The following is a 22,608-nucleotide window of genomic DNA, read 5'->3' as shown; positions in this document are numbered from 1 at the left end:
CCCCCGAGCCATAACGAGACCGTTATGCCCAGACTGCCGACCGTGCTTTTTTTGCTGTCGCTGATGACCTGGACCGCAACGGCTGGCGCGCTGACTCTCACTGACGAAGAACGTAGCTGGCTGGCGGCTCACCCGGAATTGCGTCTGGGTGTCGATGCGTCATGGCCGCCCTTCGAGTTTCGTGACGATGAGGGCCGCTACCAGGGCCTTGCCGCGGATTACATTGAGGTCATCCGCAAAAGGCTGGCAACCCGGCTCACGCCCATCGAGCCGGTGAGCTGGACCGCCGTCCTGGAACAGGCTAAGAAGGGCAAGCTGGACCTGCTGCCGGGAATCATGTCGACCCCGGAACGCCAGAATTACCTGTCGTTCACCCGCCCCTATCTGGATTTTCCGATTGTCATCCTGGCCCATGTCGGGGGTCCTCAACCACATAACCTGAAAGACCTGTACGGCCTGAAAATCGCCGTGGTGGAAAACTACGCCCCCCACGAACTGCTGCGCACCCACCATCCCGACTTGAACCTTGTGGCGATGCCCAACGTCAGTTCGGCGCTGCAGGCGCTGGCCATCGACGAAGTAGACGCAGTGGTAGGCGATCTGGCTTCCAGCGTCTGGAGCCTGCGCCAACTCAAGCTCGATGGGTTGTATGTCAGCGGTGAAACACCCTATCGCTATCAACTGGCCATGGGTGTACCCCGCAACAACAAAATGCTGGTCGGCATTCTCGACAAAGTCCTGGCGGACATGAGCCCGGCTGAAATCAGCGCCATTCAGGAGCATTGGGTCGGTAACGTCCTCGATCATCGAACTTTCTGGAGTGACTTGCTGGTGTACGGCCTGCCCGGATTGCTGCTGCTGACTACCGTGCTGGCGGTGGTTATCCGCATCAACCGCCGCTTGAGCTCGGAAATCGCCCGCCGGGTCGACCTTGAACAGGAACTGCGCAGCAGCGAATACCACTATCGCGGCCTGGTGGAGAGCCTGTCGGCCATCGCCTGGGAAGCAAAAGTCACGGACTTCACCTACAGCTATGTATCGCCCCACGCCGAAGACCTTCTCGGTTATCCCCTGTCCCATTGGCTGATTCCAGGCTTCTGGCGCAACATCATTCACCCCGCCGACCTGACCCGAGCCCAGACCTTCTGCGATCACGAAGTACTGGCCGGGCGCGATCACCGCCTCGATTACCGGGTGATCACCGCCGACGGCCGCTGCCTGTGGGTGCGAGATATCGTCAGCCTGATCGAGCACGGGCATGAGCCGGTGCTGCGCGGCTTGATGATCGATATCACCGACGCCAAGCGCACTGAAGAAGCACTGCGCCTGTCGGAACAGAAATTTGCCTCCGTGTTCCAGCAATGTCCGGACATTCTGGTGATCGCGCGCCTGAGCGACGGTTGCCTGCTGGAGGTCAACGATGCGTTCGAGGAGCAAATCGGCCTCAAGGCCGAGGACGTCATTGGCCAGACCGCCACCAACCTGAACATCTGGGGGATTCCCGGTGTCGGGCCGGGCCTGCTGCAACGCTTGCAGGCCGGCAGCATCCGCAACCTGGAAATGCCCTTTCGCCGCAGCAACGGCCATGTGTTTACCGGCCTGATCTCCGCCGAGCCGTTCGACCTCGACATGACACCGGCGCTGGTGGTCGTGGTGCGGGACATCACCCAACTCAAGGAAACCCAGCAACAGCTGCAAACATCCGAAGAAAAGTTCGCCAAGGCCTTCCACGCCTCCCCCGACGGTTTGCTGCTGTCACGGCAAAGCGATGGCTTGCTGTTGGAGGTCAACGACGGTTTTAGCCGCATCACCGGGTTCAACAGCGCCATGTCGGTGGATCGTTCGGCGCTGGACCTGGGGATCTGGGTCAACCTCAATGAACGCAAGCAAATGCTCGATCTGCTGCGCCGCGATGGCTTTGTCCGCGACTTCAGCTGCCATATCCGCCGCAGCGACGGGCAGATCCGACTCTGTGAAGTATCCAGCCGTCCACTGCCGATTGGCGATGACGACTGCATGCTGACCATCGCCCGGGACATCACCGAGCGGCACCTGATGCAGGAAAAACTGCAACAGGCCGCCACCGTGTTCGAAAGCACCGCCGAAGGCGTGTTGATCACCGATACCCAACAGCACATCAGCGCGGTCAACCGTGCTTTCACCGAAATCACCGGTTACAGCGAAAGCGAAGCCCTGGGCCACACGCCACGCCTGCTCGCCTCGGGCCTGCATGACAGCGCGTTCTACGCGGCCATGTGGCATCAATTGACCGCCGAAGGCCACTGGCAAGGCGAGATTTCCAACCGACGCAAGAATGGCGAGCTGTATCCAAGCTGGCTGACCATCAGTGCCGTGCGCAACCGGGAGAACTTCATCACCCACTTTGTCGCGGTGTTCGCCGACATTTCCAGCCTCAAGCACGCCCAGGCCAAACTCGACTACCAGGCACACCACGACCCGCTGACCGGCCTGCCGAACCGTACGCTGTTCGAAAGCCGCCTGCTGACGGCGCTCAACAGCCAGCAGGAAAACGGCGGCCAGGGCGCGGTGCTGTTCCTCGACCTCGACCGCTTCAAACACATCAACGACAGCCTCGGCCACCCGGTCGGCGACCTGCTGCTCAAAGGCATTGCCGTGCGCCTCAAGGAGCAGTTGCGTGACATCGATACCGTGGCGCGCCTGGGGGGTGACGAATTCATTATCCTGCTGCCGGGCCTGCAACAATCCAGCGATGCCGACCACATCGCCACCAAACTGCTCAACTGTTTCGCCGCGCCGTTCCAGGCCGGTGAACACGAGTTTTTCATCAGCGCCAGCATCGGCACCAGCCTCTATCCGAAGGATGGCTGCGACGTTGCCACACTGATCAAGAACGCCGACGCCGCGATGTACCGCTCCAAGGCCAAGGGCCGCAACCGTGTCGAAAGCTACACCCGCGACCTAACCGCCCAGGCCAGCGAACGCGTGGCGCTGGAACACGAACTGCGCCGTGCCATCGAGCGCAACGAGTTGCGCCTGTGCTACCAACCGAAAATCAGCCTCGAAGACTACAGCCTGGTCGGCGCCGAAGCCCTGATCCGCTGGCACCATCCGACCTTTGGCGACGTGCCGCGGGAACACTTCATCCCGCTGGCCGAAGAAAACGGCATGATCCTGCAAATCGGCGACTGGGTCCTGGAAACCGCCTGCCGGCAGATGGCCGAATGGCACCGGCTGTACGAAAATCCCGGCCCGCTGTCGGTCAACCTGGCCGGCGCCCAACTGCGCCAACCCAACTTGCTGGGCCGCATCGAACAGTTGCTCAAGGACAACGGTCTCAACCCCGGTTTCCTGCAACTGGAAATCACCGAAAACTTCATCATGAGCCAGGCAGAGGAAGCGCTGGCGGTATTGCATCAACTCAAACAACTGGGCGTGCAACTGGCCATCGATGACTTCGGCACCGGCTACTCGTCCTTGAGTTACCTCAAGCGCCTGCCGCTGGACATCCTCAAGATCGACCAGTCCTTCGTCCGCGGCCTGCCGGACGATCCCCACGACGCGGCGATCGTCCGCGCCATCATCGCCCTCGGACGCAGCATGCAGTTCACCGTGATTGCCGAAGGAGTCGAGACCCACGCGCAACAGCAATTCCTCGCCGCCGAAGGCTGTGAACAAATCCAGGGCTACATCGTCAGCCTGCCCCTACCCCCCGACGAATTTGCCGCAACGTTTCTTCGTACAGCAGTAAAGGCTTTTTCGGATAGCACAGTCGCAAAACCGTCGCTATAATCCGCGACCTACTGAGGGCCTATAGCTCAGTTGGTTAGAGCAGAGGACTCATAATCCTTTGGTCCACGGTTCAAGTCCGTGTGGGCCCACCAAACAAGAAAGCCGCGCAATGCGCGGCTTTTTCGTGCCTGGCGTTTAGTTTTGTTTACTTAAGCTCTCGCTTTATCGGATGACGCCCGCAGACCTTGTAGGCAAACTCCGAATCTTCTATTTGGGCACTTTGCCGCCTTGTTGCCCTTTTCTTCGACGGGATAGTCTCCGGACGTCGCTGACCATTCAGCGATCGGGCTTGGAAACCCGCCGAACTCTAGCCGCAACAGCGCCCTCATCACGATTGCTTGTATTGTGTGATCCTGAGTTATGACGGCTGTGCGTGGGACGCCTTCGGGCGTGCCGGTTCCTAGGTTCCCGGTTTTCCAACCTGCGTACAGCCGTCACCCATTCGCTTGGAAACGATTGTGGCGGCTCCTAGAACCCAGGAGTAAAACCATGACTGAAGCAGATTCACCCGCACCCTCAGACCTGAAAACCGCCGGCTTCACACCCTTCCTGTACCTCTCGGATCAACCTCTGTTCCACGTCTGCCGCAACGTCCCCATCGCCGACGCTCTGGCCCAAGCCTCCGACCTGCTGTTCCTCGCCAAATCCCTCATCGTGGACGCCGCCTACTCCCAAGACTCCGACCGCCACGCCTGGGCCGCGCATTACCTGACGACGATGAGCAAAGCGGTGATTGATGATGTGGTAAAGGTGCTGACGCGCCGGCCTGTTCAAATGAGAAAGGAAGCAGACCCATCGAAAAACACATAATCACGGCAAAGTTGATAATTCCCAAAAAGGGACCTATCGTTCCCTTTTTGGGACTTATAGAGCCGACCATGCCTGCCATCCCGCTAAGCGATGCTCTCTTTACTGCCACCCAGCAAAAAGTGCTGGGCATGTTGTATGGCAAACCGGATCAGAGCTTCTATGCCAATGAAATATCCCGCTGGGCGCAGGTCGGCAAGGGCAGCCTGATGCGTGAGCTGGAGCGTCTGCATAGCGCAGGCATTCTCACCATGAGTCGACGGGGTAATCAGACGCACTACCAAGCCAACCCTGAGTGCCCCATCTATGCAGAACTGCTTGGGATAGTGCGTAAGACTTTTGGCATTGCAGAGCAGCTGCGTGCGGCCTTGACTCCGCTGAATGATCAGTTGGTATGGGCGTTCATCTATGGCTCCATTGCCAAGGGTAACGAGCACGCAGGCAGTGACATTGACCTGATGCTGATTGGTGAAAATCTCAGTTACAGCGACTTGATGGAACGGGTACTGCCCGTAGAGGAACAGCTTGGCCGCACCATTAACCCAACGCTCTACACACTGGTCGACTGGCAAACCAAGAAGGCGGCCGGCAACAGCTTTGTAGTGCGGGTTGAACAACAGGACAAAATTGATTTGATTGGCCGCAATCCAGCAGAGGTAGCCGATGGGCAGTAACGAAAATCTGGAGAACCTGGTGCGTAGCGGCGGCCTCAAAGCCGAACCTCCAGATCGCAAGGAATGTGAAGGGCTGCTTAGATCGGCCACGGACCGTTTGAAGGATGCTCACAGTTCGGCCCTGTCCTTCGCCAGTCGCTTCGACCTCGCCTACAACGCTGCACATGCCCTGGCACTGACGGCCATGCGTCTACAGGGTTTTCGCTCCGACCGCCGCTATCTGGTATTTCAGTGCCTTGTACATACTCTCGGTCTGAACAAAATCCAGGTACGCCTGTTCGCACTTTGTCACGAGCGCCGCAATCTGGCTGAGTACGAAGGTTATCTGGATGTGGACGAAACCCTTCTTGCCGAACTGTTGGCGGCAACTGATGCACTGTTGCCATTGGTGCAAGACGCTATGCTCGCGAGCAAGTAACGCTTCGACCCTTCGTTATTTCCAGTGCTGAACGGCATCACTGCAACTGTCAGTCCAAACACGCAACGAAGGGATGGCCTGCACCACCCGCAGTCGCTCCAGCATCTGCCCCGTCAACACCACCTCATACGTATCCGCCCCCCGCCCCCATTGCTCAACGAGCACCATGCCGTCGACCAATGTCGCCGCCAATTCGGCAATCGTCCCGGCCTGATCTTCGATAATTCCTTGAGTCCGAATCCAAACCCGATCTGTCATCGCTTTAAGCTCCGCCGCTATCTGCTCAGACGACGTGGGATCGGTATCGGGGCAAGTGATATTGCGCAGCAGATGCTGAAGCTCCCTGATTTTTGCGTAATCCTGTTCAGCCCCCTGCTCGCCTTTGAGGATGGCTGTGGCTTTCGGCTTATCGACGCGTTTGGCGGCTGAAGTTTTTGAAGGGAGTGTCTGCGCCATTGCGCCAGCCAGGAGCACCATCATCCGGGCTTCCAGATGCTCCTTCATGGCTTCCATCGACGAAATTGGGCGCACCAGCGTAATGCAGGCCCCTCCCTGGTGCCGCAGATCCATAGTCACCGTCAGGGTCACGCCGCCCGTTTCAAACCCCAGGGCGCGGGCCACGACGTAGTGGCCCATTTCGTGATGGGCGATCTGCAGGGCATGATCGCGTACTGCGGGGGGCATCTTCCTCGTCATATCCATTGCCTCGGAACCTTCGTTCTCGCATTCGACTACGAGTGACGGTCGCTGTCCATCCTGATGCCCCGCGCAATGTGGGAGCGAGCCTGCTCGCGATGGACTTGAAAGCACCGCGCCCATTCAGACAGCACGCGTTATCGTTCACGACCTTCGCGAGCGAGCTCGCTCCTACGGCAAAGCATAGGCAATCACATAATCCCCACGATCGGTCGACTGCCGCGCACCACCCACCGTCAGCAGGATGTACTGCTTGCCGGTTTTCGGCGATACGTAAGTCATCGGCCCGGACTGGCTGCCCACTGGCAAACGCGATTTCCAGATTTCGTTGCCGTTGCCGGTGTCGAAGGCGCGCAGGTAGAAGTCCTGTGTGCCAGCGAAGAACAGCAGGCCCGACTGGGTGGCCAGCGATGCGCCGAGGGTCGGCATGCCGATCGGGATCGGCAGGTGCATGCGGATGCCCAGCGGGCCGGTGTCTTGCACGGTGCCGACCGGGACTTGCCACATCAGTTTGTGGGTCTTGAGGTCGATGGCCGACATGGTGCCGAACGGTGGTTTCTGGCACGGAATGCCGACCGCCGAAAGGAAGCGCTCGCGCATGGCGCCGAACGGCGTGCCCTCCTGCGGTACCACGCCCATTTCGATACCACTGGCCCCGGCTTTGATCTTGTCGCGCGGGATCATGTAGTTGGCCAGGCCCAGGCGCATGTCGTTGACGAACATGTAGTGGGTGTTCGGATCAACCGAGACGCTGCCCCAGTTCATGCCGCCCAGCGAGCCCGGGAATTGCAGGGCGCGGTCCATGCCCGGCGGGGTGTAGACACCTTCGTGACGCATGCCTTTGAACTGGATGCGGCACATCAACTGGTCAAACGGCGTGGCGCCCCACATGTCGGATTCGGTCAGGGTCTTGTTGCCGATTGACGGCATATCCACCGAGAACGGCTGGGTTGGCGAGTAGTGTTCGCCAGGCACATGGCCCTGGGGCACCGGACGCTCTTCAACGCGAGCGATCGGTACGCCGGTTTCACGGTTGAGCAAGAAGATCTCGCCCTGTTTGGTAACTTGCGCCAGCGCTGGTTGGGTGCCGCCCTTGTCATCCGGCACGTCGTAGAGCAACGGTTGCGCCGGCAGGTCGAAGTCCCACAGATCGTTGTGGGTGGTCTGGAAGTGCCAGCGCACCTGGCCGCTCTTCACGTCGATGGCGACGATGGATGAGTTCCACTTGTTGTCCATCTCGGTGCGCTGACCGCCAAAGAAGTCTGGGGTCGCGTTGCCAGTTGGCAGGTAGACCAGACCGAGTTTGGCGTCGTAGGACATGGCCGACCACACGTTCGGCGTGCCACGGGTGTAAGTCTCGCCGGCCGGTGGGCGTTTGGTGGTGTTCGGGTTGCCCGGGTCCCATGCCCATACCAGCTCACCACTGCGCACGTCGTAGGCACGCACCACGCCCGGCGGTTCGCCGGTGGAGTAGTTATCGGCCACGCGACCACCGACGATCACCACGTCCCCAGCGACCAATGGGGTCGAGGTTTGCTGGTAGTAACCGGGCTTTACTTCGCCCATGTCAGTGGTCAGGTCAACGGTGCCTTTGTTGCCGAACTCTTCGCAGGGCTTGCCGGTGTCGGCGTTAATGGCGATCAGACGCGCGTCGCCGGTCGGCAGAAACAGACGTTTCGTACAGGCGGTTGGCTGATTGTCCGAAGACACCGGGGTTTCGGAGTAACCCAGGCCACGGCACCGCTGCCAATTGGGCGCAGTGCCTTGCGGGTCGAACTTCCAGCGCTGGGCGCCGGTGTCGGCATCCAGGGCGAAGACTTTGCCGTAGGCGGTGCAGGTGTAGACGGTGTCACCGATTTGCAGTGGAGTGTTCTGGTCTTCGGCGCCGGCACCGGTGCTTTGCGGAATATCGCCGGTGCGGAAGGTCCAGGCGACCTGCAATTTGTCGATGTTGCCCTTGTTGATCTGGTCCAGGGCGGCAAAGCGATTACCGGCGGTAGTGTTGCCCCAGTGCGCCCAGTCTTTCTGTTCGGTGCCCGGAGTGACCGGCGTTACCGCAGGTTCGGTGGTGGCCTTGACCACGTGGGTTGGCACGAACATGTAGGCCATCGTCGCAACGACTGCGACACCCAAAATGCCAGCCAGACCATAAGCGCCACGCCCGCCGGTCGCGCCCGAAGCACGGACCAGGGTCGGATAGATCAGCGCCACAACCAGACCGATCACGGCAAAGGTCAGTATCCGTGAGACCAGCGGCCAGTATTCAAGGCCCGCATCCCAAACGGCCCAAATCGCAGTGAGGACCAACGCTACACCATACAGCCAGGCGCCGAGCGGCTTGCGCCGGGCAATCATCAACCCGGACGCCAGCATCGCCAGCCCCATCAGCAGGAAATACCAACTGCCGCCCAGCGCGATCAGATAGCCACCGCCACCGGCCAGGCCGAGGCCGATCAGTGCAATCAGCACACCCAGCCCCGCCAGCAACCATTTACTGCCGGCGGCAGCCTCAGAATTGTTCATGTCGGAAATTTCCCCATTTGTGACAAGGGCGGAATAATGTACTACCTAGTTACTTATGGCAATTTGTCGCAGGCAAAAATGTCATGAACGGTATTGAGGCTAGATCAAATCTCCGTCGCGAGCGTCCTGCAGAATCTGCCTGTAACATGCTTGCGCACTGATCCATGCCGCTGGAGATAACCCTTGCCTGACACTCGCACGCCTGTTCTCGATGAAATCGACCGCCAACTGATTGCCGCCCTGCAGATCAACGCCCGCGAGAGCGTGGCCATGCTCGCCCGGCAATTGGGCATTGCCCGCACCACAGTGACTTCGCGCCTGGCGCGGCTGGAAAAGGCCAAAGTGATCACCGGCTACGGCGTGCGCCTCGGGCAGCGGGTGGTGGATGGCGGGTTGCAGGCGTATGTGGGGATCACCGTGCAACCACGCTCCGGCAAGGAGGTGCTGCGGCGCCTGAGCGCGATGGCGCAGGTGCAGCAGTTGTGTGCGGTGAGTGGCGAATTTGATTATGTGGCGTGGTTGCGCACCGATTCACCGGAACAACTGGATCAGTTGCTGGACCAGATTGGCAGTGTGGATGGGGTGGAGAAGACCACGACTTCGATCATCTTGAGCAGCAAGATTGATCGGGGGCAGCCGGTTTGAGTTTCTGCCTGTAGTTTTTTGGGTGCCAGAGCTGGCCTCTTCGCGGGCAAACCCACTCCCACAGTGGTCAGTGTGTATTGATAGATCGTCATACTGATCAAACTAATAGCAAAATGACGACACTTTGCGTCTTATTAACGTGTTCCGTGCTCTCTAGAATGGCTGGCATCTTTTCCTATACTCAGATGCGCATTGCGCGTCGGTCGCCAGCAAGGTCAGCCATGAACAAGAACAATCGCCATCCTGCAGACGGTAAGAAACCAGTCACCATTTTCGGCCCGGACTTTCCTTTCGCCTTCGACGACTGGATCGAACACCCGGCCGGGCTGGGCAGTATTCCCGAGCACAATCACGGTGCCGAAGTGGCGATTGTCGGCGGCGGGATCGCCGGCCTGGTGGCGGCGTATGAGTTGATGAAGCTGGGCCTGAAACCGGTCGTCTACGAAGCTTCGAAAATGGGTGGCCGCCTGCGCTCCCAGGCATTCAATGGCGCCGAAGGCATCGTTGCCGAACTGGGCGGGATGCGCTTCCCGGTGTCGTCAACCGCGTTCTATCACTACGTCGACAAACTGGGGCTGGAAACCAAACCTTTCCCCAACCCGCTAACGCCCGCGTCGGGCAGCACGGTGATCGACCTCGAAGGTCAGACCCATTACGCACAGAAGCTGTCGGACCTTCCTGCACTGTTCCAGGAAGTGGCTGACGCCTGGGCCGATGCCCTGGAAGCCGGCTCGCAGTTCTCCGATATCCAGCAAGCCATTCGCGACCGCGACGTACCGCGCCTCAAGGAACTGTGGAACACCCTGGTGCCGCTGTGGGATGACCGCACCTTCTACGATTTCGTCGCCACGTCCAAGGCCTTCGCCAAGCTCTCGTTCCATCACCGTGAAGTGTTCGGCCAAGTCGGTTTCGGCACCGGCGGCTGGGATTCGGACTTCCCGAACTCGATGCTGGAAATCTTCCGCGTGGTGATGACCAATTGCGACGATCACCAGCACCTGGTGGTCGGCGGCGTGGAACAGGTGCCACAAGGCATCTGGCGCCATGTGCCGGAGCGTTGCGCGCATTGGCCGGCCGGCACCAGCCTCAGCTCGCTGCACAACGGCGCACCGCGTACCGGCGTGAAGAAGATTGCCCACGCGCCGGGCGGCCGTTTCGCCGTCACCGACAACTGGGGTGACACCCGCGAATACGCGGCCGTGCTGACCACCTGCCAGAGCTGGCTGCTGACCACCCAGATCGAATGCGACGAAACCCTGTTCTCGCAAAAGATGTGGATGGCTTTGGACCGCACCCGCTACATGCAGTCGTCGAAGACTTTCGTGATGGTCGACCGCCCGTTCTGGAAGGACAAGGATCCGGAAACCGGCCGCGACCTGATGAGCATGACCCTCACCGACCGCTTGACCCGTGGCACTTATCTGTTCGACAACGGCGACGACAAGCCGGGGGTGATCTGCCTCTCGTACTCGTGGATGAGCGACGCGCTGAAAATGCTGCCCCAACCGGTGGAAAAACGCGTGAAACTGGCGCTGGATGCACTGAAAAAGATCTACCCGAAAGTCGACATCGCCGCGCGGATCATCGGCGACCCGATCACCGTTTCGTGGGAAGCCGACCCGCATTTCCTCGGCGCGTTCAAAGGCGCCCTGCCCGGCCACTACCGCTACAACCAACGCATGTACGCCCACTTCATGCAGGACGACATGCCAGCCGAACAGCGCGGGATCTTCATCGCCGGTGACGACGTTTCGTGGACACCGGCCTGGGTTGAGGGTGCGGTACAGACCTCGCTCAACGCGGTGTGGGGCATCATGAAACATTTCGGCGGTGCAACTCACGCCGAGAATCCGGGTCCAGGAGATGTGTTCAACGAGATCGGACCGATCGCCCTGCCCGAGTAAGAGGAATCCGAAATGCGCGTAGCCCTTTACCAATGTCCGCCGCTGCCCCTGGATGTCGCCGGCAACCTGCAACGCTTGCAGCAGCTTGCGCTGGAGGCAAAAGGCGCCGATCTGCTGGTGCTGCCGGAGATGTTCCTGACTGGCTACAACATCGGCGTCGATGCCGTCAGCGTGCTGGCGGAGGTGTACAACGGTGAGTCGGCGCAGCAGGTTGCGCGCATTGCCAAGGCTGCCGGGATCGCCATTTTGTATGGCTATCCCGAGCGCACCGAGGACGGGCAGATCTACAACGCCGTACAGTTGATCGACTCTGACGGCGAGCGCGTCTGCAACTACCGCAAGACCCATCTGTTCGGCGATCTGGATCACTCGATGTTCAGCGCAGGTTCCGACGAGTTTCCCATCGTTGAACTCAACGGCTGGAAGCTCGGTTTCCTGATCTGCTACGACCTGGAATTTCCGGAAAACGCCCGACGCCTGGCCCTGGCCGGTGCCGAGCTGATCCTGGTGCCGACTGCGAACATGATTCCGTTCGATTTCGTCGCCGATGTCACCGTGCGCGCCCGCGCCTTCGAAAACCAGTGCTACGTGGCTTATGCCAATTACTGTGGGCACGAAGGCGACATCCACTACTGCGGCCAGAGCAGCATCGCTGCGCCGGATGGCAGCCGCATCGCTCAGGCGGGACTGGATGAATCGCTGATTGTTGGTGAGCTGGATCGACAGTTGATGCTCGACTCCCGCGCCGCCAATCGCTACCTCCTCGATCGCCGCCCCGAGCTTTACGGCGAGCTGAACAAGTCCTAATCCGCTAGCATTGGCACTTCACTGTTCTGGAAGTGCCCATGCCCGCGCTGAATCACCCTCGCCCCCACACTGAAACCCTGGCCAATGGTCTGCGGGTGACGCTGCGTCATGCCCCGAATTTGAAGCGTTGCGCAGCAGCGTTGCGGGTCGCCGCGGGCAGCCATGATGTGCCGCTGGCGTGGCCCGGTCTGGCGCACTTTCTTGAGCATCTGCTGTTTCTGGGCACTGAGCGTTTTCCCGCCGGGCAAGGGTTGATGGCCTACGTCCAGAGTCATGGCGGCCAGGTAAACGCGCGGACCAGCGAACGCACCACGGACTACTTTTTCGAACTGCCGCCCCAAGCGTTTGCCGGTGGGCTGGAGCGTTTGTCAGACATGCTCGCCCATCCGCGTATGAATCCGGACGACCAGCAGCGGGAACGGGAAGTGCTGCAGGCAGAGTTTGTCGCCTGGTCGCAGGATGCCAAGGCGCAGCAGCAATTTGCGCTGTTCAATGGCCTGGCCGAGGCTCATCCACTACGGGGTTTTCATGCCGGCAATCGCGACAGTCTGCCGCTGCAACAACCCGAGTTTCAGCAGGCGTTGCAGGATTTTTATCAGCGGTTTTACCAGACCGGGCAAATGACCTTGAGCCTGGCCGGGCCACAGAGTCTCGTTGAGTTGAAGGCAATGGCCGAAGCCTTTGGCAGTGTCATTGCCAAAGGCCAGACAGCCACTCAACTGCCCCCAGTACCGCTGATGGACGCCTCAACCAACAGTTATCAACAGACTGGCGAGCGACGCCTGGATCTGCTGTTTGCCCTTGAAGTGCTACCCGATTTCTCTGCCGATGCGTTGGCGTTCCTGTGCCACTGGCTGAACCTGGCAAAACCCGGTGGCTTAATGGCGGACCTGCGCGAGCGCGGGCTGGCCGATCACCTCAAAGCCCAGCCGCTGTACCAGTTCGCCGGGCAAGCCTTGCTGCATATCGAATTCACCCTGCCCACCGCAAACTCGGCAACAGGCATCCGCGAACGCTTGATGGACTGGCTCGGTTTCTTTGCCGCGCAAGACTGGAACCAATTGCGTGAAGAGTACGCCACCCTGCTCCAGCGCCAGCAGCAAGTCAGCGGCGCCTTGCAACTGGCCCGACTGGACAGCGAACAACGCGAAGTCGGGTTATCCGAGCCAGGTGTTACAGCCCTCAAGCAAATCCTTCAACAAATCGACGCTGTGGATAACTTCAGCGGCCCATGGCAATTACCAGCACCCAACCCGTTCTTGTGCTCCGAAGCACCGGCAGCCAACGCCGGATTGATTCGCGGCCAGACCAGCGCCCACCGAGGCCTGCGCACTTTTGCCCAGGACCGTTCGCGCAGCCGTCGTGAACGTTCGCCGATGCAATTCAGCCAGGCATGGCCGGACAACGGTGCTGAAGGCGCGATTTATCTGCGCTGGCGCCTGGACTCGGCTCCCGGCAGCCACCTTCAATCACGGCTGGAAAACTACCTGCAACCGTTGCGCGAAGACGCGCACCAGGCCGGTGTGGAATTTTCCTTCAGTGCATCGGGCAACGAATGGCTGCTCAAACTGAACGGGCTGCAGGAACCGATGCCCAGCGTCCTGGAGCATGTGCTGAAAGAACTGACAAAACCTGACGCCGCTGTCTCACAAGCCGAATCGACGAGCGTTGCGCCAATACCGATTCGACAACTGCTCAAGGCATTACCCGAACACTGCCTCGGGCAGTCCGCGAACTCGAATGACGTGCAGCCACTCTGGTCGAGTGCGCGATGGGATGGGCTGGCCATCGGGTTATCGGCTCAGACTCAAGCGGCTATGGGCTTGGCCTTGAGCCGCATACCCGGCACGCCGGACAATCAACTGACGCCGCCCTCTTCGATCCTTGCACGGCATCTGTGGAGCACTGTCGATACCGCCTCCAGCGAGCACGCGTTGCTGCTGTTCTGTCCTGCAGCCACCCAGGAAATGGCCGACGAAGCCGCGTGGCGTTTGCTCGCGCATGTCTGCCAGACACCGTTCTACCAACGCCTGCGGGTGGAGTTGCAACTCGGCTATGCGGTGTTCAGCGCCCTGCGGCAGATTCACGGGCAAACCGGGGTGCTGTTCGGCGTGCAATCGCCAAGCGTTGCACCTGTGGAGCTGCTGCAACACATCGAGCAATTCCTGAATCGATTGCCGGAACTGATCAACGCACTCGACGACACCACCTTCAATGCTCAACGCCAGGCCCTGGCGGATCAGTTTTGCAGCGCTGCGCTCACCACGGCTCAAGCGGCCGAATTGCTCTGGCAAAGCAAACTGGCCGGCCGCTCGTCGGATTATCTGACGCACCTGCCCGAGGCCATTGTGCGCATTGACCGGAGCGTTCTACTGGCTGCGGCCCAACGCCTGAATCAGGCCGAAGGCGGCTGGCTGTGCCTTGCCAACAGCATTACCCCGGGTGCGCCATGGCAAGCGGCAAAATGATCATTACCGGGGCTGCAAGGAGCTTTCTCAAAGTTTCACGGGCAATTTCTTTGAAATTTTGAGTAACATAGCAACCTAACTATCTGGAACCTCTCTGATTTGAGGTGGACTATACCTATAGATAGCGCTGTCCTACCCTACCTGAAGGAGTTCAATTTATGGCTTGGACCAAACCGGCTTACACCGACCTGCGTATTGGCTTTGAAGTCACCATGTACTTCGCAAGCCGCTAATCTCAGCTTTGGCAGAGATGCAGCACAACGCCTCGGTTATCCGAGGCGTTTTATTTTCAGCGTTGAAATGATGGAGCGTCCATGTTTGTCCAGATTCTAGGTTCCGCTGCCGGCGGCGGCTTCCCCCAGTGGAACTGCAACTGCGTGAACTGCGCGGGCTTTCGCGACGGCAGCCTGCGGGCCAAGGCGCGGACGCAATCGTCCATCGCGATTTCCGATGACGGCGTGAACTGGGTGCTGTGCAACACCTCCCCGGACATCCGCGCCCAACTCCAGGGCTTCGCCCCGATGCAGCCGGGCCGCGCCCTGCGCGATACCGGGATCGGCGCGATCATCCTGATGGACAGCCAGATCGACCACACCACCGGCCTGCTCATGTTGCGCGAAGGGTGCCCGCATCAGGTCTGGTGCACCGACATGGTCCATGAAGACCTGAGCACCGGATTTCCGCTGTTCACCATGCTCAACCACTGGAATGGCGGGCTGACCTGGAATCGCATCGAACTCGACCAGAGCTTCAGCGTACCGGCATGCCCGAACCTGCGCTTCACCCCGCTGCCGTTGCGCAGTGCCGCGCCGCCGTACTCACCACACCGCTTCGACCCCCATCCGGGCGACAACATCGGCCTGATCGTCGAAGACCTCAACACCGGCGGCAAACTGTTCTACGCACCGGGCCTGGGCAAGGTGGATGCAGGGCTTCTGGAAATCATGGCCGGCAGCGATTGCCTGCTGGTCGATGGAACGTTGTGGGATGACGATGAAATGCAGCGTCGCGGCGTCGGCACCCGCACCGGTCGGGAGATGGGACACCTGGCGCAGAGCGGCCCCGGTGGCATGCTCGAAGTGCTTGAGCAATTGCCCAACCAGCGCAAAGTACTTATCCACATCAACAACACCAACCCGATTCTCGATGAAGGCTCGCCAGAACGCGCGGAACTGGATCGGCGCCAGGTTGAAGTGGCGTATGACGGCATGAGTATTGTGCTGTAGCGGATGCCCCTATCGCGAGCAAGCTCGCGATGAGGCCGGCAGCAGCAACACATATCCTGGTTGTTCCCCGGAGAACCGCAATGACTGACACCCCGATGTCCCCCGCCGAATTCGAAGCGGCTCTGCGCGCCAAGGGCGCCTACTACCACATCCATCACCCCTATCACGTGGCGATGTACGAAGGCCGGGCCACCCGCGAACAGATCCAGGGCTGGGTCGCCAACCGTTTCTACTATCAGGTGAACATCCCCCTGAAGGACGCGGCCATTCTGGCCAACTGCCCGGACCGCGAGATCCGCCGCGAGTGGATTCAACGCCTGCTGGACCACGACGGTGCGCCCGGTGAAGACGGCGGCATCGAAGCCTGGCTGCGCCTGGGCCAGGCCGTGGGCCTCGACCCGGACCAACTGCGTTCCCAGGAGCTGGTACTGCCCGGCGTGCGCTTCGCCGTGGACGCCTATGTCAATTTCGCCCGCCGTGCCAGTTGGCAGGAAGCCGCGAGCAGCTCGCTGACCGAACTGTTCGCCCCGCAGATCCACCAATCGCGCCTGGACAGTTGGCCCCAGCACTACCCATGGATCGACCCGGCCGGCTACGAGTATTTCCGCACGCGCCTGGGCCAGGCACGGCGTGATGTCGAGCATGGTCTGGCGATCACGTTGCAGCACTACACCACCCGTGAAGGCCAGGAGCGCATGCTGGAAATTCTCCAGTTCAAACTGGACATTCTTTGGAGCATGCTTGATGCCATGAGCATGGCCTACGAACTGAAACGCCCGCCGTATCACAGCGTGACCGGGGAACGGGTCTGGCACAAAGGAATCACCTTATGAGTTTCGATCGCAGCAAGACCCCGACCTGGCGTCCCGGCTACCGCTTCCAGTACGAACCGGCGCAAAAAGGCCACGTGCTGCTGTACCCGGAAGGCATGATCAAGCTCAACGAAAGTGCCGCGCTGATCGGCGGTTTGATTGATGGTGAACGGAATGTCGCGGCCATCATCAATGAGCTCGACCAACAGTTTCCCGGCGTGCCCGAACTCGGAGACGACATCGAGCAATTCATGGAGGTTGCCCGTGCGCAGCACTGGATCGAACTTGCCTGATTCATCAAGGCAAGTACCGCCCAAACCCGAGGTCGGCTTGCCGCTGTGGCTGCTCGCCGAGCTGACCTATCGCTGCCCGCTGCAATGCCCATACTGCTCCAATCCGCTGGATTTCGCCGAGCAAGGTAAAGAGCTGAGCACCGAGCAGTGGATCAAGGTGTTTCGTGAAGCGCGGGAAATGGGCGCCGCGCAGCTTGGCTTTTCCGGTGGCGAACCGCTGGTGCGTCAGGACCTCGCCGAGCTGATCGTTGAAGCGCGCAAGCTGGGTTTCTATACCAACCTGATCACCTCCGGCATCGGCCTGACCGAACAGAAAATCAGCGACTTCAAGAAGGCCGGCCTGGATCACATCCAGATCAGCTTCCAGGCCAGTGACGAGCAGGTGAACAATCTGCTGGCCGGCTCGAAAAAGGCCTTCGCGCAGAAACTGGAAATGGCCCGGGCGGTGAAGGCCCACGGTTATCCGATGGTGCTGAACTTCGTCACCCATCGGCACAATATCGACCAGATCGACCGCATCATCGAGTTGTGCATCGCACTGGAAGCGGACTTCGTCGAGCTCGCCACCTGCCAGTTCTACGGCTGGGCGCAACTCAATCGCGTTGGGCTTTTGCCGACCAAGGAGCAATTGGTGCGCGCCGAACGCATCACCAACGAATACCGCGCAAAACTGGAAGCCGAAGGGCATCCGTGCAAGCTGATTTTCGTCACGCCGGACTATTACGAAGAACGCCCGAAAGCCTGCATGAACGGCTGGGGCAGTATTTTCCTGACGGTCACGCCAGACGGAACCGCCCTGCCCTGTCACGGTGCCCGACAGATGCCGGTGCAGTTTCCCAACGTGCGCGACCACAGCATGCAGCACATCTGGTACGACTCGTTCGGTTTCAACCGCTTTCGCGGGTACGACTGGATGCCCGAGCCGTGCCGCTCCTGTGACGAGAAAGAAAAAGACTTCGGCGGCTGCCGCTGCCAGGCGTTCATGCTCACCGGCGATGCAAGCAATGCAGACCCGGTATGCAGCAAGTCGCCACAACACGGCGTGATCCTCAAGGCTCGCGAAGAAGCCGGGCACGCGACCCAGACCATCGACCAACTGGCCTTTCGCAATGAACGAAACTCACGCCTCATCGCCAAAAGCTGAACCTTTCAGCGCTGCCAAAGCCGTGGCCGCCGGTATCGACTTTGCCGAACTGCAGGTCGGTCGACAGGGCCTGTTCTGGAACGAATACCGCCCCGAAGACGCTGCGTGCCGGATCTGGCATTGGCGTGACGGCGCAGCGAAATGCCTGACGCCACCAGAGTTCAGCGTGCGCAGTCGGGTGTACGAATATGGCGGTGGAGCGTTTTGTCTGACGGACGATGGAATCGTTTTCGTCAATGAGGCCGACCAGCAGTTGTATCGGCAATCACTGCAAGACGAAGCGCCCGAAAGGCTGACGTCCGGAGCGTGCCGTTATGGCGATCTGCAGTTCGCCAACGGGCAAGTGCTGGCGGTCGAGGAGCACCGCGATCAACACCGATTGGTGGCGATCGATCTGTTGGATGGCGCACGTCACTTGCTGGCCGAGGGTGCTGATTTCTACGCGGCACCGACACTGAGCGCGGATGCCCGGCGCCTGGCCTGGATCGAGTGGAGTCGCCCGAATCAGCCATGGACAGCGACCCGCTTGATGGTTGCCGAGCGCCTCGCCAACGGCGGCTTTGCCGAGCCCCGTTGTGTGGCGGGCGAAGGCACTCAAGAGTCTGTGCAACAACCGCGGTTTGATGCCGGCGGTCGCCTGTATTGCCTGACGGATCGCGCGGGTTACTGGCAGCCTTGGAAAGAATCTGAAAAAGGCCTGAGCCCATTGCCAAGTGCCAGCGCCGACCATGGCCCCGCGCCCTGGCAACTCGGCGGCAGCACCTGGTTGCCGCTTAGCGACAACAGTTATCTGGCCAGTTGGACCGAGGGCGGGTTTGGCCGACTGGGCATAGGCGGCGACTCCAGCGCCGACTTTACCGGCGACTACAGCCGCTTCCGCCATCTCGCCGTGGATGAGCAGTTCATCTATTGCATCGCGGCGTCGCCCGTCAGTTCAACCGCCGTCATCGCCATCGACCGTCAGAGCCGGCAAGTGCAAGTGCTGGCCGGCGGCATCGCACCGCTTGCTCCCGAACAGATCAGCCGCCCGCAAACCTTGCGCTACCCAAGTGGCTCAGGCGAAGCACACGGCTTCTTCTACCCGGCGATGACCGGCGAGGCGAAGCCGCCATTGGTGGTGTTCGTCCATGGCGGACCGACTTCGGCGTGTTACCCGATGCTCGATCCGCGTATCCAGTACTGGGCACAGCGGGGCTTCGCCGTGGCTGATCTCAACTACCGCGGCAGCAGCGGTTACGGCCGGGCCTATCGCCAGGCACTGCACCTGAGTTGGGGTGACGTTGATGTGCAAGACGCCTGCGCCGTGGTCAGTTACCTCAAGCAGCGAGGCTTGATCGACGGCGATCAGGCGTTCATTCGCGGCGGCAGCGCTGGCGGCTACACCAGCCTTTGCGCCTTGGCCTTTCACAACGTGTTCCGCGCCGGCGCCAGCCTGTATGGGGTCAGCGACCCGGTGGCGCTGGGGCGCGCGACCCACAAATTCGAAAGCGACTATCTGGATTGGCTGATCGGCGATCCGCAACTGGATGCCGAACGCTACGCTGCCCGCACGCCGCTGCTGCATGCCGGCAACATCCGCGTGCCGATGATCTTCTTTCAAGGAGAACTGGATGCCGTGGTCGTCCCGCAACAGACCCGCGACATGGTCACGGCACTGCAGGACAACGGCATCCTGGTCGAAGCGCATTACTACGCCGATGAACGCCATGGCTTTCGCAAGGCCGGTAACCAGGCCCATGCGCTGGAGCAGGAGTGGTTGTTTTATCGGCGGGTGATGGATTCAGTGGACTGAAGCCTGCGTTCATTGCCGAAACGGTAGCGTCCCCTTCGCGGGCAAGCCCGCTCCCACAGGTTCTGCTGCGTGCACAAATCCTGTGGGAGCGGGCTTGCCCGCGAAAGCGATCGATCTAACGCCGCAAAAATTCAGCGCTTGGCGATGATGTACACCGCATGCACGATCCCCGGAATATAACCGCACAACGTCAGCAGAATATTCAGCCAGAACGCTCCGCCGAATCCTACTTGCAGAAACACGCCCAATGGCGGTAACAGGATGGCGATGATGATGCGAATAAAGTCCATGGGACAGCTCCTGATTGGGGGTGGACTCGTTCGAGCCCTACAGCTAATCGACCTGCGCCGTTTGTCAGGGTTCAGCCCGATTCCTCAGGCCAGTATCTCCAGACCGTGTTTGCGCACGATACTCAGCAACTTCAACGCCATGCCACTGGGGTGCTTATCCCCTGCTTCCCATTGCTTGACCGTGGAAGCACTGGTGTTCAGGTAGCGCGCGAACACCGGTTGGCTGACATTGTTGCGCTCGCGCAGTGCCTTGATCTCCTGCGCGGGAATCGCATCCGGCACTCTTGCAAGACAGGACTCATCGAACTCACGCATGGTCGCCTTGCTGATTGCACCTATGGCGTACAAGGCACTGGCCGATTCGTGGATCGACTCCGATAGCTCACTTTTGAATTTTTTACTCATTTAGTATCTCCACAAACTCCTTTGCATCCAGCAATTGCTGAATTTCCATTTCGGTCAGTCCACCATATGTCTTGGCCAACTCTCGCAAGTCGAGCAAATGCCTGGGACTGATATTGCTCTGATCTTTTTTTGCGTACAGAAACTGATAGACCCAATGAGCACCGCCCCTGGCCAGGATAATCGAGCGATGGCGGTTGGCATTCAAGCGCTTCTTCCAGACCCCGCCACCCAAATTGTCAGCCTGACCATTGAGCATTTCGGTGAATGCCTCCCTGAGCTCGTCATCACCGATCCAGGCCTTGGCAGCCTGCATTGCGAAGCGCTTTGTCTTGAACAGCCTTGGTGACATGGGCATCCCTTCCATAAAACATACCACTCAGTGGTATAGGAATCAAAACCAACGCGACAGCAACACCGTTTCGCTGGCACCGGCACTCCCTGCCGATGCACGCTAGAAAGCCATTAATGTGTTAACCGCTCAAGCCGAAACTGCCTTTGGAAAAAACCGGCCACAAAAAAACGCCCCACGCCAAAAGTATCGGGCGTGGGGCGTGCGTATTACCGCGAGACGGTTCTGGAATGTGTACAGGGCGCGTCTGATCAGACGGCAATCCCTTTGCGGCACTGCAATTGTGCGGTTCGCACTCGGGAGAAGGCGCGCGCCAGGCGCAGGAGCATTTCATCGATGTTGGCGTTGCTGACATTTAGTGCAGGGGTAAAGCGCAGGCAGTCGGGTTGCGGAGCATTGAGCAGCAAGCCTTCGTACAGCGCGGCCTTGACCACCGCGTCAGCGGAGTCGTCCGACAGCGTCAGCCCCCACAGCAGCCCTTGTCCGCGCAACTCGCCGTGACCGTAACGATGGGCCAAACGCCCTAACCCTTCACGCAGGTGTTGACCGGCCTCTGCGACGTGCTTGAGGAAAGCCTTGTCCTGCACGGTATCGAGCACTGAAAGCCCCGCCGCGGTCATCAACGCATTACCGTGATGAGTACCCGCCAACTCGCCAATGTCGAAACAGCAAGCCTTGCCCCGCGCCAGCAGCGCGGCCAATGGCACGCCGCCGCCCAAGCCTTTGCCGAGCACGACGATATCCGCCGTGACACCGCAGGACTGTTCCGCGAGCAAGGTGCCACAACGGCCGATGCCGGTTTGCACTTCGTCGAAGATCAGCAAAATGCCGAGTTCACGGCACAGGCGTTCAACGCCCTTGAGATAGTGCACGGTGGCCGGGACCACGCCGGCTTCGCTCTGGATCGGCTCGAGCATGATCGCTACGGTCCGTTCATCCACGGCCGCATGCAACGCTGGCAGGTCATTGAACGGAACACGACTGAAGCCTGGCAATTGCGGCTCGAACCGGTTGGCCAATGTCGAACTGTCCGACGCCGAAATCGTCGCCAGGCTCCGGCCGTGGCAACCGTTGTTGGCCACAATGATTCGCGACGCACCGCCGCGATGCCGTTGACCCCATTTACGCGCCAGTTTGATCGCCGCCTCGCAGGCTTCGCTGCCGGTATTGAGCAGGTAGGCCTGATCACTGCCGGTGCTGGCACACAAATGTTCGGCGAGGCTGAGCATGCCGCGGTTATGCAGGCCAAAACCCGGGTTGATCAGCGACTGAGCCTGGGCTGTGATTGCATTGACCAGTACCGAAGGGCTATGACCGAGGCTGTTGGCCCCGCCGCCCTGGGAAAAATCCAGGTACGCACGATCATCGCTGTCCCACAACCATGAACCCTGGCCACGCACAAACACCTGTTTTGGCCGCTCGACACTGGGCATCAAGTACTCGCTGGAAAGGTTAACGCCTTGGGATGGCAGGGAGGCGTCCATGACCAGATCATCAAGACTGGGAGGACTGCGGCGCAGACTGAACAGATTCATCTGAAAAAAACCTTTTTGAGGTTTTTTGCCTTACCTATGTAAATACCAT

At 60.0% G+C, this 22,608-nt stretch carries 20 protein-coding genes and 1 tRNA gene; 15 read left to right on the top strand and 6 right to left on the bottom strand.

The features are described from left to right. Nucleotides 1-24: 24 nt before the first annotated feature. From AC1RDQ_RS07085 to AC1RDQ_RS07065, 5 genes are all read left to right on the top strand, one after another. Nucleotides 25-3,771 (top strand): bifunctional diguanylate cyclase/phosphodiesterase, encoded by a 3,747-nt coding sequence (locus tag AC1RDQ_RS07085; protein WP_223502324.1) that lies wholly within the window; start codon nt 25-27, stop codon nt 3,769-3,771. Nucleotides 3,772-3,786: 15 nt separating this feature from the next. Further along, a tRNA-Ile gene (locus AC1RDQ_RS07080) sits at nt 3,787-3,863 on the top strand. A 397-nt stretch (nt 3,864-4,260) separates the two neighbouring features. Next, the gene (locus AC1RDQ_RS07075; RefSeq protein ID WP_057713050.1) at nt 4,261-4,581 is read left to right on the top strand and encodes a DUF3077 domain-containing protein; all 321 of its coding nucleotides are present in this window, start codon (nt 4,261-4,263) and stop codon (nt 4,579-4,581) included. A gap of 68 nt (nt 4,582-4,649) precedes the next feature. Further along, nucleotides 4,650-5,252 (top strand): nucleotidyltransferase domain-containing protein, encoded by a 603-nt coding sequence (locus AC1RDQ_RS07070; protein WP_492586819.1) that lies wholly within the window; start codon nt 4,650-4,652, stop codon nt 5,250-5,252. After that, on the top strand, nt 5,242-5,670 hold the full coding sequence (locus AC1RDQ_RS07065; RefSeq protein WP_492586817.1) for a hypothetical protein: 429 nt from the start codon (nt 5,242-5,244) through the stop codon (nt 5,668-5,670). The genes AC1RDQ_RS07070 and AC1RDQ_RS07065 overlap by 11 nt, the downstream gene beginning before the upstream one ends. A 15-nt stretch (nt 5,671-5,685) precedes the next feature. On the opposite strand, the gene AC1RDQ_RS07060 is transcribed toward AC1RDQ_RS07065, so the two are convergent. After that, nucleotides 5,686-6,366 carry a zinc metalloprotease gene (locus AC1RDQ_RS07060; protein ID WP_429522222.1) on the bottom strand — a complete coding sequence of 227 codons (681 nt, stop codon included), beginning with the start codon at nt 6,364-6,366 and terminating at the stop codon, nt 5,686-5,688. Nucleotides 6,367-6,537: 171 nt separating this feature from the next. Beyond that, nucleotides 6,538-8,889, bottom strand: a complete 2,352-nt coding sequence (locus AC1RDQ_RS07055; protein WP_492586816.1) for a glucose/quinate/shikimate family membrane-bound PQQ-dependent dehydrogenase — start codon at nt 8,887-8,889, stop codon at nt 6,538-6,540. Between the two features lie 183 nt (nt 8,890-9,072). On the opposite strand from AC1RDQ_RS07055, the gene AC1RDQ_RS07050 reads away from it, so the two are divergent. The 10 genes from AC1RDQ_RS07050 to AC1RDQ_RS07005 all read left to right on the top strand — a co-directional run bounded on the left by AC1RDQ_RS07050 (nt 9,073) and on the right by AC1RDQ_RS07005 (nt 19,980). Beyond that, on the top strand, nt 9,073-9,534 hold the full coding sequence (locus AC1RDQ_RS07050; RefSeq protein ID WP_046039454.1) for an Lrp/AsnC family transcriptional regulator: 462 nt from the start codon (nt 9,073-9,075) through the stop codon (nt 9,532-9,534). A 221-nt stretch (nt 9,535-9,755) separates the two neighbouring features. After that, complete coding sequence (locus AC1RDQ_RS07045; RefSeq protein WP_057713046.1) at nt 9,756-11,438, top strand: flavin monoamine oxidase family protein; 1,683 nt, start codon at nt 9,756-9,758, stop codon at nt 11,436-11,438. 12 nt (nt 11,439-11,450) lie between these two features. Next, nucleotides 11,451-12,245, top strand: coding sequence for a carbon-nitrogen hydrolase family protein (locus tag AC1RDQ_RS07040; RefSeq protein WP_223502306.1), 795 nt, complete (start codon nt 11,451-11,453; stop codon nt 12,243-12,245). Nucleotides 12,246-12,283: 38 nt separating this feature from the next. After that, complete coding sequence (gene pqqF, locus AC1RDQ_RS07035; protein WP_492586814.1) at nt 12,284-14,713, top strand: pyrroloquinoline quinone biosynthesis protein PqqF; 2,430 nt, start codon at nt 12,284-12,286, stop codon at nt 14,711-14,713. Between the two features lie 158 nt (nt 14,714-14,871). After that, nucleotides 14,872-14,946, top strand: coding sequence for a pyrroloquinoline quinone precursor peptide PqqA (pqqA, locus tag AC1RDQ_RS07030; protein WP_003444522.1), 75 nt, complete (start codon nt 14,872-14,874; stop codon nt 14,944-14,946). An 81-nt stretch (nt 14,947-15,027) separates the two neighbouring features. Beyond that, nucleotides 15,028-15,939: a pyrroloquinoline quinone biosynthesis protein PqqB gene (gene pqqB / locus AC1RDQ_RS07025; RefSeq protein ID WP_492586812.1), complete on the top strand. Its 912-nt coding sequence runs from the start codon at nt 15,028-15,030 to the stop codon at nt 15,937-15,939. Between the two features lie 80 nt (nt 15,940-16,019). Continuing rightward, nucleotides 16,020-16,772, top strand: a complete 753-nt coding sequence (pqqC, locus tag AC1RDQ_RS07020) for a pyrroloquinoline-quinone synthase PqqC (RefSeq protein ID WP_007993179.1) — start codon at nt 16,020-16,022, stop codon at nt 16,770-16,772. Then, complete coding sequence (pqqD, locus tag AC1RDQ_RS07015) at nt 16,769-17,044, top strand: pyrroloquinoline quinone biosynthesis peptide chaperone PqqD (RefSeq protein ID WP_020796019.1); 276 nt, start codon at nt 16,769-16,771, stop codon at nt 17,042-17,044. The genes pqqC and pqqD overlap by 4 nt, the downstream gene beginning before the upstream one ends. Continuing rightward, on the top strand, nt 17,016-18,188 hold the full coding sequence (gene pqqE, locus AC1RDQ_RS07010) for a pyrroloquinoline quinone biosynthesis protein PqqE (RefSeq protein ID WP_150814011.1): 1,173 nt from the start codon (nt 17,016-17,018) through the stop codon (nt 18,186-18,188). The genes pqqD and pqqE overlap by 29 nt, the downstream gene beginning before the upstream one ends. Beyond that, nucleotides 18,154-19,980, top strand: coding sequence for a S9 family peptidase (locus tag AC1RDQ_RS07005; protein WP_492586811.1), 1,827 nt, complete (start codon nt 18,154-18,156; stop codon nt 19,978-19,980). Before pqqE ends, AC1RDQ_RS07005 begins: the two co-directional genes overlap by 35 nt. 131 nt (nt 19,981-20,111) lie before the next feature. On the opposite strand, the gene AC1RDQ_RS07000 is transcribed toward AC1RDQ_RS07005, so the two are convergent. From AC1RDQ_RS07000 to AC1RDQ_RS06985, 4 genes are all read right to left on the bottom strand, one after another. Beyond that, nucleotides 20,112-20,270: a YqaE/Pmp3 family membrane protein gene (locus AC1RDQ_RS07000; RefSeq protein WP_003228885.1), complete on the bottom strand. Its 159-nt coding sequence runs from the start codon at nt 20,268-20,270 to the stop codon at nt 20,112-20,114. Between the two features lie 84 nt (nt 20,271-20,354). Beyond that, nucleotides 20,355-20,675 (bottom strand): helix-turn-helix domain-containing protein, encoded by a 321-nt coding sequence (locus AC1RDQ_RS06995; protein ID WP_046039442.1) that lies wholly within the window; start codon nt 20,673-20,675, stop codon nt 20,355-20,357. After that, on the bottom strand, nt 20,668-21,024 hold the full coding sequence (locus tag AC1RDQ_RS06990) for a type II toxin-antitoxin system RelE/ParE family toxin (protein ID WP_057713038.1): 357 nt from the start codon (nt 21,022-21,024) through the stop codon (nt 20,668-20,670). Before AC1RDQ_RS06990 ends, AC1RDQ_RS06995 begins: the two co-directional genes overlap by 8 nt. 251 nt (nt 21,025-21,275) lie before the next feature. Next, nucleotides 21,276-22,559, bottom strand: coding sequence for an aspartate aminotransferase family protein (locus tag AC1RDQ_RS06985; protein WP_492586809.1), 1,284 nt, complete (start codon nt 22,557-22,559; stop codon nt 21,276-21,278). Nucleotides 22,560-22,608 lie beyond the last annotated feature (49 nt).

Source organism: Pseudomonas sp. GW823-FHT02E01, from assembly GCF_058797535.1.
This window is presented reverse-complemented; position numbering and strand designations above follow the sequence as displayed.